A 15,551-nucleotide genomic window follows, 5' to 3' on the forward strand; every position below is an offset into this window, starting at 1 on the left:
GTTACTGCTGCCTGAGGCTGTTTGTATCGATCACCCGGTCACAGAGCTTTTCCAGTTGTTGCCGGTCGTGGCTGATAAAGAGCAGCGTACACTGCCGCTCACGGCAGCTTGATACCAGTAACCGTGAGACCACTTCACTGGTTATGGGGTCCAGCCGGGAGGCGGGTTCATCGGCGACCAGGAAGGCTGGTTTCAATAGCAGCGCCCGCAGCAGGGCTACCCGCTGTAATTCGCCGCCGCTGATCATGCCTGCGTGCCGTTGCAGTAACTGCCGGGAAAGCCCGAGTTCATTAATCAGCGGGTCAAGTTCACTGTCGTCCAGTTGGTGGAGGCGGATAACATCGTCCAGAAGCTGAATAACAGGCACGTTTTTAGCGAAAGCATTGGGCGGATCCTGATAGATTTTCAGCATGTTGTGACGGGCCAGTGGCTCAGCAATGTGTCGCTTACCGTCTGCCGGAAGTAATCCCAGAAGTACATTCCCCAAGGTGGATTTTCCGCTGCCACTGTCACCGGTTAAGCCGACAATTTCCCCTTTCCCTAATGTTAGACTGACATTATCAAATATAACGTCGGTGCCACGTCTTATCGCGCAGTTCTGTAGCGTAATTAGTGGATCAAAACTCCTTTTCTTAGTGCTCAACGGAATCCAGTTTTCCGGTAAGGCATTGAGCAGGGCTTGTCCGTATGGGGAGCGCGGAGTATTCAGCACGCTGCCCGCTGCACCGGTTTCCAAAACCTTACCTTTCTGCATAATGATGACTTTACCGCCAAGCAGCTTTGCAAGGCTCATATCATGTGTGATCGTGAGCAGGCTACCCGTTTTAGCGAACTGACGAAGCTCTTCCCCGAGAACCGCTTTGTGATGACTATCCAGTCCTTTCGTCGGCTCGTCGGCAATCATGATTCCGGCAGACGTTGCCGCGACACAGGTATAAGCGGCCCGCTGCGCCATACCGCCTGATAGTTGTGACGGTATTTTATCTGCTGCCTGAATCAGTCCGGTGCGTCCGAGTGCCCCATTAACCGATGTCTGAGTATTGTCGCCGCTGAGATTTCTGATAAATCTGAATACTTCGCCAACCTGCTGCCGGAGTTTCATCAGAGGGCTCAAGGCTTTCACCGGTTCCTGTGGCAACATGACAATGGTTCGTCCCCACAGTGAAGACGGTGTCTGCGTCGCATGCGACTGCAACATGTCATGTCCGGCGGTGAGCACTTTACCGGTGGCCTGAAGATTCCGGGGTAAATCTCCCATGATGGTGTGAGCCAGCAAGCTTTTTCCTGAGCCGGTTTCTCCGATAATCGTTACCGGCTCGCCGGGGCTGACGGTGAAACTCAGGTTGTCTACCAGTGTGCCTTCTGAAGAAACGATGGTCAGATTTTCTATTTGAAGCACAGAATTCATGGCTGTTTACCTGCCAGAAGCTGGAAAGCAAAAACCATTAAAAACAGTGCTGCAATGGGCTCCAGTAACAGCCAGGGCGCTTTATAGTAATACGGAAATAGTTCCACAATCATCAGGCCGAGTTCCGGCGTGGGAGGCTTGAGGCCGACGTACACAAATCCTGTTGATGACATAGCAATGACCGATGTCGCTGCGCCGAAGGCGGAAAGAGAATACACATCGGGTGCAATGGCAGGCCAGATATGACGTTTGAACAGATACCACTTTCCGAAGCCGTGCAATGCTGAAGACTCCAGTTCTTCTCCCTGTACAACCGGCAGAGTAATGGCTCTGACGAGTCTGAAAAACTCTACCCACAGCACCAGAGATATGGCGATGTAGATCATCAAAAATGAACCGGGCACAATTGCAGCAAAAACGAGGATCAGAACCAGCCCGGGCAGTGCCAGAATCGTGTTGGCCAGAAAATTCAGACCTGTATCCAGCCAGCGCCGGTACCAGGCAGCGGCCAGACCGCAGGCTACACCGCTTACTGCTGCGCTGAAAACGCAGATTATCGCCAGCGCAAATGAAATCCGCATTCCGCCGCTCAGACGGGCAAGCATGTCGCGGCCAAAATGATCAGTACCTAGCAGGTGTTCTGCGCCCGGCGCGGCGAATGCATGACGCAAATCCTGTGTATCAGGATCGGTGCCGGCAAGCGGTGCACAAAAGGCAAAGACAGCGAGGCATAACAGAATTACCATGCCAGCCCGTTGCTGCATGGTTAGCCTGTGAAAAACAGACATCAATTTTCCAGCCTCGTTCTTGGGTCAAGGTAGTGCTGGCTGATATCCACAAGAGTGTTTATCGCCACAAACAACATACCCATGACCAGCGCTGTGCCCTGCAACATGGGAATGTCTCTGGCAAAAACAGCGTGAGACAAACCATGGCCTATACCCGGCCAGGCAAACAGGCTTTCCACCATGATAACCCCTTCAATCAGGCCGATGAGCTGAATACCCATAAAAGCCAGGCCGGGTACGATGACGTTTGGTATTACATGGCGGGTGAAGGCTTGTGCATAGCTCAGTCCCTTGGTGCGGGCAAAATGAAAGTAAGCACTGTTAACGGCCTGGCGGGTACTGTTGCGGACTACCCGGTTAGATACTGCTGCCAGGCTGAGTGCTAAAGTCAGTACCGGAAGTACAGCGTACTCAGCGCTGCCGAATCCGGCCACAGGAAACCAGTTCAGCTCCATGGAAAAAATAAAAATGAGTAACAGCCCCAGACAAAATACCGGCTGGGAACGGATAAATGTTGATGTGATGAGTGAAGCCTTGTCTGGCACAGTTTCGGCTTTTGCACCACACAACAGCCCCACAGGAAAGGCAATGAGCGCTGCTGCAAGAATAGCCCAGAACGCCAGCACCAGAGTAAAGCTCATCTGGTTTTTTAACTCATGGACAACCGGCGCGCCGGTCACCAGGCTTGTACCCAGGTCTCCGGTGATCAAATCTCCCAGCCACACCAGATATTGCTGAAAAGCAGGCCGGTCAAGTCCTAGTTCAGCGTTCACCGCATTGGCAGCAGCGGTGCTGACTGCATCATCGCCATAGCGTCCGGTTGCAATTTTATAGGCCATATCCCCCGGCAGCAGGCGGGTAAGGATGAACGTGAGTGTGCCCACGCTCCACGCCATCAAAAGGCACTGACCAAGTCTGGAGAGTAGTATTTTCAGCATTTATTTACTCTGAAAGCGCATCTGGTCGATTCTGAACGAACGCTCATAGGGGTCGAAACTGAAATTTCTGACCCGTGAAGATGTGGCTGATTGCTGAACATAAAATGCCACCGGAATAAGCGGCATATCTTCGTTCAGCGTGCTGATAAGTTCTTTTTGCAACACATAGTAGTTGTCATCCGGCTTACCGGACGCCAACTGATTAACGATGGAAAATACCCGGTCATTGCTCCAGTTCATAGGGCCCCATTCTCCGCCTTCAACCGAGGTGAAATCGGCCAGTAAGATGCCCAGAGGGTCCGGAATATTGGCGAAGTTGCGCGCCAGCAAAGCGGTTTCCAGTGTGCCGTCGCTGTGACCTGAAGGTATGGCGCTGGCATTCTCCATATGCACCGCCAGCTCAACACCAGCCTCCCGCCACTGAGCCTGAATCGCAGTGGCAATGGTGATAAGTTCCGGCCGGTTTGCATAGGTAATCATCGATAAAGACAGCGGCTTACCGTCACGGTAGCGGATACCGTCATCACGAAGTTTCCAGCCTGCTTCATTAAGCAACGTTTTTGCTTTTTCAATATTTGTAGCAAGTGGTGGTAAAGAAGCATCATGCCAGGTGCCCATGGATGGCCCGAACAGTTGATTAGCTTCAGCACCTTTTACATGGAGAATCCCTTCTGCGATGGCCTGACGGTCAATGGCCAGGCTCAGCGCCTGCCTTACCCGCACATCACTGAGTTTTTCGTTTCCGCTGTTCAGCTTGACCAGAGTCGTTCTGGGGATAAATCGGGTGTGCACATTTACATCCGGGTCCTGTTTCAACATCTCTGTTGCCGGCGGATCGAGATTAAAAACAATATCTGCCTGGCCCGTTCTTACCATGAGGGCACGGGTTTCTGACCTGTGTCCGGTTACATAGTCAACGGACTCGATGGTTGCAGGGCCATTGCGATATTTTTCAAAACGCTTAGCTTTAATGTTATGGGGCGGTATGAAATCAGTGATTTCATAAGGACCCGTACCAATCAGTGCCTTCATCCGGTTAAATTTGCCAAACGACGCGGGCGATAAAATTGCTGTCGTGTAGTTGGAAAGCAGGGAAGGAAAAGGCCGGTAAGGCGATTTAAGTGTAAAACTCACCGTCAGCGGGTCAACGATTTCAATGTTGGTGACGATATCGACCGGAAAGGGAGCTGGCTTTCCCAGCGCCACAGCAAGGCTCTTTCGAACCGACTCTGCGTCCATCAAAGTGCCGTCGTGAAATGTTACGCCGGGTCTGAGATGAAATGTCCAGCGGGTCAAATCTGCATTGCTTTTCCAGGAAGTTGCCAGACCCGGTATCAGGTTCCCATCATTATCCACGTCTACCAGTGTTTCTATAATTTGCATCCGGGTATACATATAACCAGCGGAAGCCGGGTCCAGATTAACCGGCTCAAAGGGGCCGCTGATATGTAAAGTCGTGTCTTTGGGCGCAGGTGTACAGGCCAGAATAAATGAACTTAATAAGAATAGAAAAATAATTTGTCGCGGCGCAGTCAACGTGATTTCCGGTCAGGTCAGGCTGGATTATTTATATGTAGTATATAAATAGTCAGCCAACGAATTCCATGTTTTACGTCAGCTGACACAATTCAGGAGATTAGCAGGATTATCGCGGTGGCGGGGTGAACGGATGATGCTCTGACTTACGAAATCTGCCTTTACGTTTCCCGCAAAAGTATTTTGTCATTATTACTGTTTTTGTTAATTAGACTATCCCTCAAACTGCGCTTCATTTTTCTGCGACTGAACCTGCTTAATCTGAATTCAGTCGTAAATCGTAAAGATTGAGTATTTTCATCCCAATACTCATTTCATAGAACATGAAGGAGCAATTTATGGAATCCCATTCATCCATGCCTCAATTAGGCGCGGGTACTTTCCGGTTAAAAGACGACGTGGCATACAACAGTGTGAAAGATGCCCTTGAAGTCGGTTACCGTCATATCGACACTGCACAAATTTATGAAAATGAAGAAGCGGTAGGCCGTGCATTGAAAGACAGCGATATCAGCAGAGGCGAATTATTTGTCACTACCAAAGTGTGGAATAACAAGCTGAACAGCAAGGACTTTCTGCCAAGTGTGAAGGAAAGTCTGGAGAAATTACAGGTCAGTTATGTTGATCTGCTGCTGATCCACTGGCCTTCTCCTGAGAACGGTGAGTCCATGGAAGAGTATTTAGGTGAACTGGCGAAAGCGAAAGCGCAGGGCCTGACCAGACACATCGGTGTTTCTAACTTTACTATTGCCCACCTGGAAGAAGCGCAGCAGATTTTAGGAAAAGGGGAAATTTTTACCAATCAGGTAGAGGTACACCCGCATTTAACTAACGACAAGCTGCGTGCATACTGTACGGTAAATGATATTCATATCACAGGTTATATGCCGTTTGCTGTTGGTAAAGTATTGAAAGACGAAACGGTGATACAAATTGCTGAGAAGTATGAAGTGTCACCCGCCGAAGTTGTGATTGCATGGGAACTGGGGCACGGTCTGGCGACCATCCCGTCATCCACTAAACGGGAAAATCTGGCGACAAACCTTAAAGGGGCATCGCTGACTCTCGCTATCGAAGACATGGATGCCATCGACAAATTAAACCGCAATGAACGTGAAGCGACGCCGGACTTTTCACCTGAGTGGGATTAATCCCTGACAAAAAAGGAACTGATGATGACTGTATGTGTAATTGCCACCGCAAGGACATCGCTGAGTGATGCAGCGAAAGTGACTGCATTGTTCGAAACGTTGCAGGAACACTCACGAAAGGAAGAAGGCTGTATTCAGTATGATCTTGGGTTACGTGAAGTTGACGAAGAAGTGGAAGTGCTGGTGATGGAGCAGTGGACGTCTCAGGCGGCGCTGGACGACCACATGACTCTGCCTCATTTCACAGCTTTTCAGGAAGTGTCTGAAGGCCTGATTAAAGACATCACAATGCATGTGTATACGCTGCATTCATGAGATTGTGTTCAGTGCCTGAGGTTGTCAGGCACTGAATTTTTTTATTTTGCCATACCCCACAAAAACGTATCGGGTTGCCACATTTTGCCGTTGTCGAAACAGAAGCCGTTTTCTCTGTCCTGCGCAATGAGGATAGGGCCGTCGAGGTCGACAAAGTCAGCGCCGTCACACAGCAAATAAGCCGGCGCCATTGCCAGCGATGTGCCTACCATACAACCTACCATGACAGAGAAATCCATTGCTCTTGCGGCTTTGTACAGAGCGGCAGCTTCGGTGAGACCGCCGGTTTTATCTAACTTGATGTTGATGCTCTGATAGCGTTTGCGCAATACGTCCAGCCCGGCTGACGTATGGCAGGACTCGTCGGCGCAAAGTGGAATTGGGCATTCATAATGCTCAAGCACTTCATCGTTCTCTGCCGGTATGGGTTGCTCAATGAGTACAACATTACAGGCTTTCAGCGGTTCAGCCACGGCTTTTAAGTCTTCGATGGTCCAGCCTTCGTTAGCATCCACAATCAGCCGGCTTTCCGGCGTGACTTCGTGAATAGCGCGGATCTTGTCAACAACGGCATCGGGGTCCAGCTTCACTTTGATTATTGGCGCGCCTTTGAGTTTACGCGCAGACGCCTGCATATTTTCGACAGTAGCCACACTGATAGTTTGTGCGGTAAAGCAATGTGGCGTAACGGGTAAATCAAGTAGTTCAGACACCGGTTTGCCGGTTACTTTTGCGGTTAAGTCCCACAGGGCACAATCCAGCGCATTGCGGGCAGAGCCGGCTGGCAGCAATTCCGGTAGTCCTGCATGATCTTCAAGGCTGACAATGCTGGCCCTGACCTGTTCTAACTGGGCTGTAACCGATTCGATGGACTCGCCGTATCTGCCATAGGGCACAGACTCACCATACCCGGTATGCTCGCCGTCACTCACTGAAACATGTATCACATCGGCTGCTGTTTTGGCTCCCCGGGAAATGCGAAACACCTGCGCAAGCGGAAAGCGTTCGTGTTTAATTGTAATTGTTAATGCCATCAGAGGTTCCCGATAATTTCGCTGACACCAAAACGTACCGGGTCGGTACACGGTAAGCCTAGTTTTGAAGCCGTTTCTTCACAATATGCCTTAGCTTCAGCTTCACTGACACTGGATGTGTTCACTGCAATGCCAACAACTTTCACGTCCGGATTCGTTAATCCGGCAGCATTTACAGTCATTTCGATGACAGCTTCCAGTGTCGGTTGGGGATAGTGAGGTAACCCCCGCATATGTGAACGGTTCAGCGCATGGCAGATCACCAGTGCATCAGGTTGGGAGCCGTGCAACAACCCTAAACTGACACCGGCAAAGGCAGGATGGGACAGGGAACCTTGTCCCTCGATAATATCCCAGTGGTCTTCGTCGTTGTCAGGGCTGAGTGTTTCCACTGCACCGGATATGAAGTCTGCTACCACACAGTCGATAGCGACGCCTTCTCCGGCAACCAGAATGCCGCTTTGCCCGGTAGCACGGAAAGTCGCTTTCTGACCGGCTTCTTCCAGCGCTCTGGTCAGACACAGTGAAGTATACATTTTGCCCACAGAGCAGTCGGTGCCAACTGTCAGCAGACGCTTGCCTGTACGTTTGATGCCTTTTCCTGTTTTGAAGCGGGCTGTGGGATGACGGATATCAATAAGCTGGCGATCACAACGCTGCGCGGCTTCCACCACGGCGGGGATGCTGGTGAGTTTATCGTGCAGGCCGCTGACAACATGCATGCCGGCTTCAATGGCTTCTACGATTGTAGGAACCCACGCTTCATCAATAAAACCGCCGCTGTTTGCAAAGCCCAGCACAAAAGTGTTGGCGCCGGCATCAACCGCCTCATCAATAGTCATTGACGGGCAGCCGGTGGTGACCTCGCAACCCGGCAAACGGTATTCACCGATGCAGGCATCCGGGTTCCAGTCAGCCACGCTTTTTGCCATTTTTATGCTGAGCGGATCGGTGGCGTTGCCAATGAAAAGCAAATAAGGAGGAGTAAGTACCATAGTGCATCCTGAAAATTCTGAGAAGAAATCACTGTAAGGTCAGTGTGTTATTTCAGGCAGTGTAAAAGGCCGGAGAGCCGGTGATAAGTAGTAACTTTTGGTAAGGGTATAACGTCAGGTTATCTGTCCGATAATGCCGGACAGTGTATCGAGAAAACTTTCACACAGTTTGGATACCGGACGGCTGTCCAGAGAAAGCGCTTTTACGGTGAACGTCAGTGAAGGGGCGAAGCGGGCGATTCCGGTTTTTTCTGTCTGATTACCCTCAGCGGTCAGTCTGTCAACAATACAGCATCCGAGACCGGCATCTACCAGCCGCGCGGCGATGTAATAGGTATCCACCTGGATTTGCGTTTTAATATCCAGGCCGGACTGTTCTATGTGACGCCAGGCCATTTCTCCTAACGGTCCGCTTTCCCAGATCCCGATAATATCCAGGTTTTGTAAATCACTGATGGTCAGTGTTTCCGGCGCTTCGCTGAAAGCTTGTCTGGGATACATCACTACCATTTCCTGTTCGCATAACGGACGTTCTGCCACGCCGGGCAATTCGGGAGATGAAAACAGTACGGCGGCATCGCATTTGTGCGCCAGAAGGGTTTGCAGCGCTTCCTGGTTATGAACGGTTTTAATATTCAGGGCTACATCCGGATGTTGCCGGCGGAACATTGCCATGGTTTGGGGAAGTACGTTGAAACCCAGCGCAGGAGTAACAGCAATATTGATGATGCCACTGCGTCCCCGTTGAATGTTATTGGCAAGCTGCTTAACCGTATTCAGTTGCTTATAAATTTTGCTGATTTCCGGAAACATCATTTCTGCTTCCGCTGTGGGCGTTAACTTGCCTTTGTTACGGTGAAAAAGGTCGAAGCCAAGCTGTTGCTCTGCATGGGCCAGTACTTTAGACACTGATGGCTGAGACACATACAGTAAGTTAGCAGCGCCGGTAATGGAGCCGGTGGTATAAATGGCATGAAATACTTCAATATGGCGCAAACGCATATCACTTTCCCTGGTTCAGCAAAGGCCTGAAAAACCATTTAATGAAATTCGCAGCGGGATGACAAGGTCACGAAGACAAAAAACTCAGGAGGGGAGGGCCGCGCAACAGCAAAGAAGTGCAGAAAACAAAACAGCCACCCGAAGGTGGCTGTATTAATGATAACTTATCAGCAAGTCTTACTCGTCCAGGAAGCTGCGCAGTTGCTCTGAACGGCTTGGGTGGCGAAGTTTACGTAACGCTTTCGCTTCAATCTGACGGATACGCTCACGGGTAACGTCGAACTGCTTACCAACTTCTTCCAGCGTGTGGTCAGTGTTCATGTCGATACCGAATCGCATACGCAGCACTTTTGCTTCACGGGCTGTCAGACCGGCCAGTACTTCCTGGGTCGCGTCTTTCAGGCTGCCGCCGGTCGCTGAATCGAGGGGCTGAATAATGGTGCTGTCCTCGATAAAGTCACCCAGATGCGAATCTTCATCATCACCGATGGGGGTTTCCATGGAGATGGGCTCTTTGGCAATCTTAAGCACTTTACGGATTTTGTCTTCCGGCATTGCCATACGTTCCGACAATTCTTCCGGCGTTGGCTCACGACCCATTTCCTGCAGCATCTGACGGGAGATACGGTTCAGTTTGTTAATGGTTTCAATCATGTGAACCGGAATACGGATAGTCCGTGCCTGGTCAGCGATTGAACGGGTGATCGCCTGACGGATCCACCATGTTGCGTAAGTCGAGAACTTATAACCACGACGGTATTCGAACTTATCAACCGCTTTCATCAGACCGATGTTACCTTCCTGAATCAGATCCAGGAATTGAAGGCCACGGTTGGTGTATTTTTTCGCGATTGAAATAACCAGACGTAAGTTCGCCTCAACCATTTCTTTCTTCGCACGGCGGGCTTTCGCTTCACCGATAGACATGCGACGGTTGATGTCTTTAATGTCAGCGATAACCAGACCAGTTTCCTGTTCTACGCTGTTCATCTTGGAGACAGAACGCTCGATATCTTCTTTGTAGTTTTGCAGCATGCCGGTGTAAGGCGCGCCTGAAGATAACGTAGCTTCTAACCAGTCTGTAGTGGTTTCGTTGCCAGCAAATGCCTTAATGAAATCTTTCTTAGGCATCTTTGCGTTTACAACGCAGTACTTCATGACCAGACGTTCCTGGATGCGTACTTTGTCCATCATGTCGCGCATGTTTTTAACCATGCGGTCAAACTGCTTAGGTACTAAGCGGAATTCTTTGAAGACTTCGCTGAGTACGCCAATTTCTTCTCGGGATTTCTTGTCTGCACGGCCATGCTTTTCAATAACAGCACGGGTTTTCAGGTATTGTTCACGAAGCTTGCCGAACTTTTCACGGGCAACTTCCGGATCAACGCCGCTATCGTCCTCGTCGCTGTCATCATCGTCGTCGTCATCATCGTCATCATCTTCGTCGTCTAACTCTTCAGCTGACAATTCAGAACCGATGTGGGTAGCGGTAGGTGCGAGATCCTGCTCTTCGTTAGGATCGACGAAACCGGAAATAATATCGCCAAGACGAATTTCTTCCGCTTCAAATAAATCCCATTGTTCCAGCAGGTAAGTGATGGCTTCAGGGTATTCAGCAACAGAGCACTGTACCTGGTTGATACCGTCTTCGATACGCTTGGCGATTTCGATTTCGCCTTCACGGGTCAACAGTTCAACGGTACCCATTTCACGCATGTACATGCGGACAGGGTCGGTTGTACGGCCAATTTCACTTTCTACGGTTGCCAGCGCCTGAGCTGCAGCTTCAGCGGCATCTTCATCGGCGGTGGTTTCTTGCATGAGTAATTCATCGGAATCCGGTGCGGACTCTGAAACCTGAATACCCATATCGTTGATCATACTAATGATGTCTTCGATCTGATCTGAATCGACGATATCTTGTGGCAGGTGGTCGTTTACTTCTGCAAAAGTTAAGTAACCTTGTTCTTTACCTTTTGCAATCAGGAGTTTAATCTGAGACTGCTTGCTTTGAGCCATATAACCTACACTTCTCACATTGAATTAATAAGCAAAAAAGCACGTTCAAGAGCCGGAAAAATCCCGTCTTGTCCATGCTTGCTATCGTTTGTTACCGCACCTGTCAGAACATCGGCTATTGTAATTTCGGCCTGAATTATGCATCTTATACGTCTCAAGATTGCATCAAGGTAAGCCCGATGTTTTCTATAAAATCTGCTTGCAGCGAATTAGCCAGTATAACAGAAAGACACTATTTTTGACCAGACGTTCAGCGTGATTTTTCGCCAGAACTTTATCCGGCGGCCTCGTGAGCTACGACTTCTGACGTTCTTTCATCAATAAGGTCAATTCTGTTTTCTCTTCCTGAGAAAGCGGCTGCATACGCGACCGTGAAATCAGCGTCTCAATTCTGCTGTCGAAATGCCAGTCGAGCAGCTTTGCAAAACTGTCGCAATACACGGTATCTGCGTCATCTTCCTTAATCAGGTGTTCCTGTAACAGCAACTTCGCGATGACAGAAGAATGGGGATGGTCACGGAAGTTTTCAAGGACCTGGGCGGTGGTGGATTGTGGGTTATTTAAACAGTACCGGTGAATATCGATAAGCACGTGAATTCCGGCAACACCACTTTGTGCCAGTACCTGTGGCGAGCAGTGGGTGTGTCTGGCTGCCAGTGCCGGGTTATCCAGCAGTAACCGCACCATCGTGCGGACCGGCGATATCTGGGTCTTTTGTTGGGTGTAGTGGGAATCCTTTGGTTTTGACGACTTTTGCTTTGCCTGTTGCATATCCTGCTGCAAACGAAAGCGGTCATATTCACCCACATGTTTCGCCAGCTCTTCCTGCAACATGGCTTTCTGACTGTCACCCAGTACCTGGTCTATCAAAGGCTGCGCAGCGGCTTTCAACGCCACTTTACCTTCCGGCGTGCCGACTTCATGCTGTTTCAGCAGTGATTCAAAAAAGAACCGCGATAAGGGCATGGCGTCATCGAGTAATGCCATAAAGGTATCTTTGCCCGTCTGGCGAACCATGGTATCCGGATCTTCACCGTCAGGAAGAAACAGGAATGTCAGTTTCACACCATCTTTTAATGCGGGTAATGCATTTTCAAGTGCCCGCCAGGCAGCTTCACGCCCGGCACGGTCACCGTCGTAACAGCACACAATGTGGGAAGTGGTGCGCATCAGCATACTGAGGTGCTCCGGCGTCGTTGCTGTGCCCAGTGCTGCAGTGGCAATATGGATATCGAACTGGCTCAGCGCAACCACATCCATGTAGCCTTCCACTATCACCACTTTATCGAGGTGGCGCTGGCTTTGTTTCGCCTGATAAAAGCCAAACAGCTCGTAGCCTTTGTGAAAAATCCGTGTTTCCGGAGAGTTAAGGTACTTCGGGCCGCCGTCATCCAGCACCCGGCCGCCAAAGCCGATCACTCTGCCACGGCGATCGCGGATAGGAAACATGATCCGGTCACGGAAGAAGTCATATGTCTTGCCGCGATCATTTTTGTTTACCAGTTTCAGATCCAGCAACTGCTGAGCCCGTTGGGGATCTGTGCCGAAGGTTTTCAGTACGCCATCCCATTCTGACGGGGCGTAGCCGATTTCCCAGTGCTTTACAATATCACCGGATAAGCCCCGGCCTTTCAGATAATCAATTGCTTTGGGGCTGTTGGCGTGCTGTCTTAACTGTTGCTGAAAATAGCGGGTGACAGATTCCATCAGCGCATAGTCATCCTGTTGCTGCTGACGCTTCTCTTCTGTCATTGCCGGCCGGCTGCTCTGCTCCCGCGGGATCTCTAACCCGTGTAACCGTGCCAGTTCTTCAATCGCTTCTACAAACTCCAGCCGGTCAAATTCCATGATAAAGGAGATCGCATTGCCGTGAGCGCCACAGCCAAAACAGTGATAGAACTGTTTATCCTGACTGACGGTAAAAGAAGGGGTTTTTTCATTGTGAAACGGACAACAGGCCTGATAATTCTTACCCGCTTTTTTCAGTTTCACACGGCTGTCTACAATGTCGACAACATCGGTACGGGCTAACAGATCATCAATAAAATCGCGGGGAATTCTTCCGGACATGCAGTATATGTAACCTACGGGTATATAACAGAAACAGTAACAGCTGATCAGTGCCTGAGCGCGATGTCAGAAGGGTCAGCAAACGTGGGTTACTTTATCAGGGAGAGAAGAAGGCGCAACCTTTTCGTATTGCGCCTGATCTTTTTAAACGGCTATCTGAACTGACTCAGGGGTTTACGCGTTCAGACGCGCTTTGATTTTTCCACTCAGTGCGCCCATGTCTGTGCGGCCCTGAACTTTTGGCTTCAATGCACCCATGACTTTACCCATGTCCTGCATCCCGGTGGCACCGGTTGCAGCCATAGCTTCGTCAATCAGAGCAGCCACTTCTTCATCAGTAAGCGGTTGTGGCAGGAAAGATTCTAAAATTACGATTTCCGCACGTTCTGTGCTGGCCAGATCATCACGATTTGCCTGATCATACTGGGCGGCCGCGTCGGCACGCTGCTTAACCATCTTGGTTAAAATTGCCAGAATGGCGGTATCATCTACAGTGATTTGCTCATCAATTTCTTTTTGCTTGATGGCGGCCAGTGCCATACGAATTGTGCCAAGTTTCAATTTTTCCTTGGCGCGCATGGCATCTTTTTGTGCGTTTTTTAAATCGTCAATTAAAGCCATAGTATTTTTCTTTCCTGATGTCGGGCTTATCAGAAGGACAGGGCGGGCAGGACGGGAATCACTTTTTCAGTGGTCCTGAGACAGCAAAGGTGCCTTAAGGCACCTTTGTTAAGCCAACACTATCTTAGTAGAGTTTTACGCGACGTGCGTTTTCGCGAGCCAGCTTTTTCAGATGACGCTTTTTAGCAGCCGCTTTTTTACGCTTACGTTCCCAAGTAGGCTTTTCGAAGAACTCACGACGACGAACTTCTGACAAAACACCTGCTTTTTCACAAGAGCGTTTAAAACGACGAAGAGCGACATCAAACGGCTCGTTTTCTCTAACTTTAACGATAGGCATTAAATTCTCACCTCAAAATTTTCAAGACTGTAGCCGGGCGTGAAAGTGTGCGATAAATCGACACCCGGGTTAAAAATGGTGCGAAATTCTATTCTTTTCTGAAGGGAAAGTAAAGCCGGTAGTGTTAATAAATTAACCAGCGATCGCAGATTTTTAGCTGAATCTGATTCGCGATCCTCGCATTTACCGTTTTCAGGGTGAACGAATAACGGTAAACTTGCCCGCCCTGCACCACCATAAAGAGGTTTATCAATGCGTATTCTGGGTATCGAAACATCCTGCGACGAAACGGGCATCGCGGTTTACGATGACGAAAAAGGATTGTTGTCCCACGAATTATACAGCCAGGTTAAATTGCACGCCGACTATGGTGGTGTGGTTCCCGAACTGGCATCCCGCGACCATGTGCGTAAGATCATACCACTGATCCGCAAAGCATTGAAAGACGCTGCCACTGAAGGTGAAGACCTGGACGGCATCGCATTTACTCAGGGACCGGGCCTTGTTGGTGCATTATTAGTAGGCTCATCCGTAGGTCGCGCACTGTCTTACGCATGGAATATCCCGGCCGTGGGTGTGCACCACATGGAAGGGCACTTGCTGGCTCCTATGCTGGAAGAAAATGCTCCCGCGTTTCCTTTCGTGGCGCTGTTGGTATCCGGTGGTCACTCGATGCTGGTGAATGTGCAGGGAATTGGTCAGTATGAAGTGCTGGGTGAGTCCATTGACGATGCTGCAGGTGAAGCCTTTGATAAAACCGCCAAGTTACTGGGTCTGGATTACCCTGGCGGTCCGCTGCTGGCAAAGCTGGCAGAAAGAGGTGAGGGTGGACATTATAAATTTCCCCGTCCGATGACAGATCGCCCCGGCCTGGATTTCAGCTTCAGCGGATTAAAAACCTTTGCCGCTAACACCATCCGAGATGCCGACGACTCTGAACAAACTAAGGCTAATATTGCTTTCGCCTTTCAGGAAGCTGTTGTTGATACCCTTATCATTAAGTGCAAGCGTGCGCTTAAACAAACCGGTCTGAAGCGGCTGGTCATTGCCGGTGGTGTCAGTGCCAATACGTATTTGCGTGAGTCCATGGAGTCGCTGATGAAAGAACTCCGTGGCGAGGTGTTCTATCCGGGACTTGCTTTTTGCACCGATAACGGCGCCATGATTGCCTATGCCGGCATGCAGCGCTTAAAGGCCGGACAATTCTGTGATTTATCCGCCGCCGCCAAACCCCGCTGGCCACTGGATTCTTTGCCCGCGGTGTAAGTTGCGAACTTTGCGGTCAGTGAATTGTTGTTGTCATAGTCCACTTTTATACTGTGCCAAGTATTAAA

The 15,551-nt window shown here is 49.9% G+C and carries 14 protein-coding genes; 3 read left to right on the forward strand and 11 right to left on the reverse strand.

Features of this window, described 5'->3' with window-relative positions; translation table 11 throughout:
• Position 1: 1 nt before the first annotated feature.
• The 4 genes from DS731_RS22195 to DS731_RS03885 are packed head-to-tail and all read right to left on the reverse strand — an operon-like array spanning position 2 to position 4,670.
• The gene (locus tag DS731_RS22195; RefSeq protein WP_119500089.1) at positions 2-1,408 is read right to left on the reverse strand and encodes an ABC transporter ATP-binding protein; all 1,407 of its coding nucleotides are present in this window, start codon (positions 1,406-1,408) and stop codon (positions 2-4) included.
• A complete protein-coding gene (locus DS731_RS03875) occupies positions 1,405-2,196 on the reverse strand; it encodes an ABC transporter permease (protein ID WP_119500090.1) in 792 nt (263 codons plus the stop codon). Before DS731_RS03875 ends, DS731_RS22195 begins: the two co-directional genes overlap by 4 nt.
• Positions 2,196-3,134: an ABC transporter permease gene (locus DS731_RS03880; RefSeq protein ID WP_119500091.1), complete on the reverse strand. Its 939-nt coding sequence runs from the start codon at positions 3,132-3,134 to the stop codon at positions 2,196-2,198. Before DS731_RS03880 ends, DS731_RS03875 begins: the two co-directional genes overlap by 1 nt.
• A complete protein-coding gene (locus DS731_RS03885; protein ID WP_232373474.1) occupies positions 3,135-4,670 on the reverse strand; it encodes an ABC transporter substrate-binding protein in 1,536 nt (511 codons plus the stop codon). It abuts the gene before it with no gap.
• Positions 4,671-5,008: 338 nt separating this feature from the next.
• Between DS731_RS03885 and dkgB the strand changes: the two genes are divergently transcribed.
• Positions 5,009-5,821: a 2,5-didehydrogluconate reductase DkgB gene (gene dkgB, locus DS731_RS03890; RefSeq protein WP_442858438.1), complete on the forward strand. Its 813-nt coding sequence runs from the start codon at positions 5,009-5,011 to the stop codon at positions 5,819-5,821.
• A gap of 21 nt (positions 5,822-5,842) precedes the next feature.
• A complete protein-coding gene (locus DS731_RS03895; protein ID WP_119500093.1) occupies positions 5,843-6,136 on the forward strand; it encodes a putative quinol monooxygenase in 294 nt (97 codons plus the stop codon).
• Positions 6,137-6,177: 41 nt separating this feature from the next.
• Here DS731_RS03895 and dgcA read toward each other — a convergent pair whose 3' ends face one another.
• The 7 genes from dgcA to rpsU form a co-directional block, all read right to left on the reverse strand.
• Entirely contained in the window at positions 6,178-7,170 is a 993-nt protein-coding gene (gene dgcA / locus DS731_RS03900; protein ID WP_119500094.1) for an N-acetyl-D-Glu racemase DgcA, read from the reverse strand.
• Positions 7,170-8,165 (reverse strand): N-acetyltransferase DgcN, encoded by a 996-nt coding sequence (gene dgcN, locus DS731_RS03905; RefSeq protein ID WP_119500095.1) that lies wholly within the window; start codon positions 8,163-8,165, stop codon positions 7,170-7,172. The genes dgcA and dgcN overlap by 1 nt, the downstream gene beginning before the upstream one ends.
• A gap of 114 nt (positions 8,166-8,279) precedes the next feature.
• Complete coding sequence (locus tag DS731_RS03910; protein WP_119500096.1) at positions 8,280-9,167, reverse strand: LysR family transcriptional regulator; 888 nt, start codon at positions 9,165-9,167, stop codon at positions 8,280-8,282.
• A 177-nt stretch (positions 9,168-9,344) separates the two neighbouring features.
• A complete protein-coding gene (gene rpoD, locus DS731_RS03915; RefSeq protein ID WP_119500097.1) occupies positions 9,345-11,186 on the reverse strand; it encodes an RNA polymerase sigma factor RpoD in 1,842 nt (613 codons plus the stop codon).
• Between the two features lie 294 nt (positions 11,187-11,480).
• Positions 11,481-13,256, reverse strand: coding sequence for a DNA primase (dnaG, locus tag DS731_RS03920; protein WP_119500098.1), 1,776 nt, complete (start codon positions 13,254-13,256; stop codon positions 11,481-11,483).
• A 174-nt stretch (positions 13,257-13,430) separates the two neighbouring features.
• Positions 13,431-13,877 carry a GatB/YqeY domain-containing protein gene (locus DS731_RS03925; RefSeq protein WP_119500099.1) on the reverse strand — a complete coding sequence of 149 codons (447 nt, stop codon included), beginning with the start codon at positions 13,875-13,877 and terminating at the stop codon, positions 13,431-13,433.
• 124 nt (positions 13,878-14,001) lie between these two features.
• Positions 14,002-14,217, reverse strand: a complete 216-nt coding sequence (gene rpsU, locus DS731_RS03930) for a 30S ribosomal protein S21 (RefSeq protein ID WP_012517258.1) — start codon at positions 14,215-14,217, stop codon at positions 14,002-14,004.
• A gap of 252 nt (positions 14,218-14,469) precedes the next feature.
• Between rpsU and tsaD the strand changes: the two genes are divergently transcribed.
• Entirely contained in the window at positions 14,470-15,483 is a 1,014-nt protein-coding gene (tsaD, locus tag DS731_RS03935; protein ID WP_119500100.1) for a tRNA (adenosine(37)-N6)-threonylcarbamoyltransferase complex transferase subunit TsaD, read from the forward strand.
• The last annotated feature ends 68 nt before the right edge of the window (positions 15,484-15,551 follow it).

The organism is Alteromonas sp. RKMC-009 (assembly GCF_003584565.2).
Classification (GTDB): domain Bacteria; phylum Pseudomonadota; class Gammaproteobacteria; order Enterobacterales; family Alteromonadaceae; genus Alteromonas.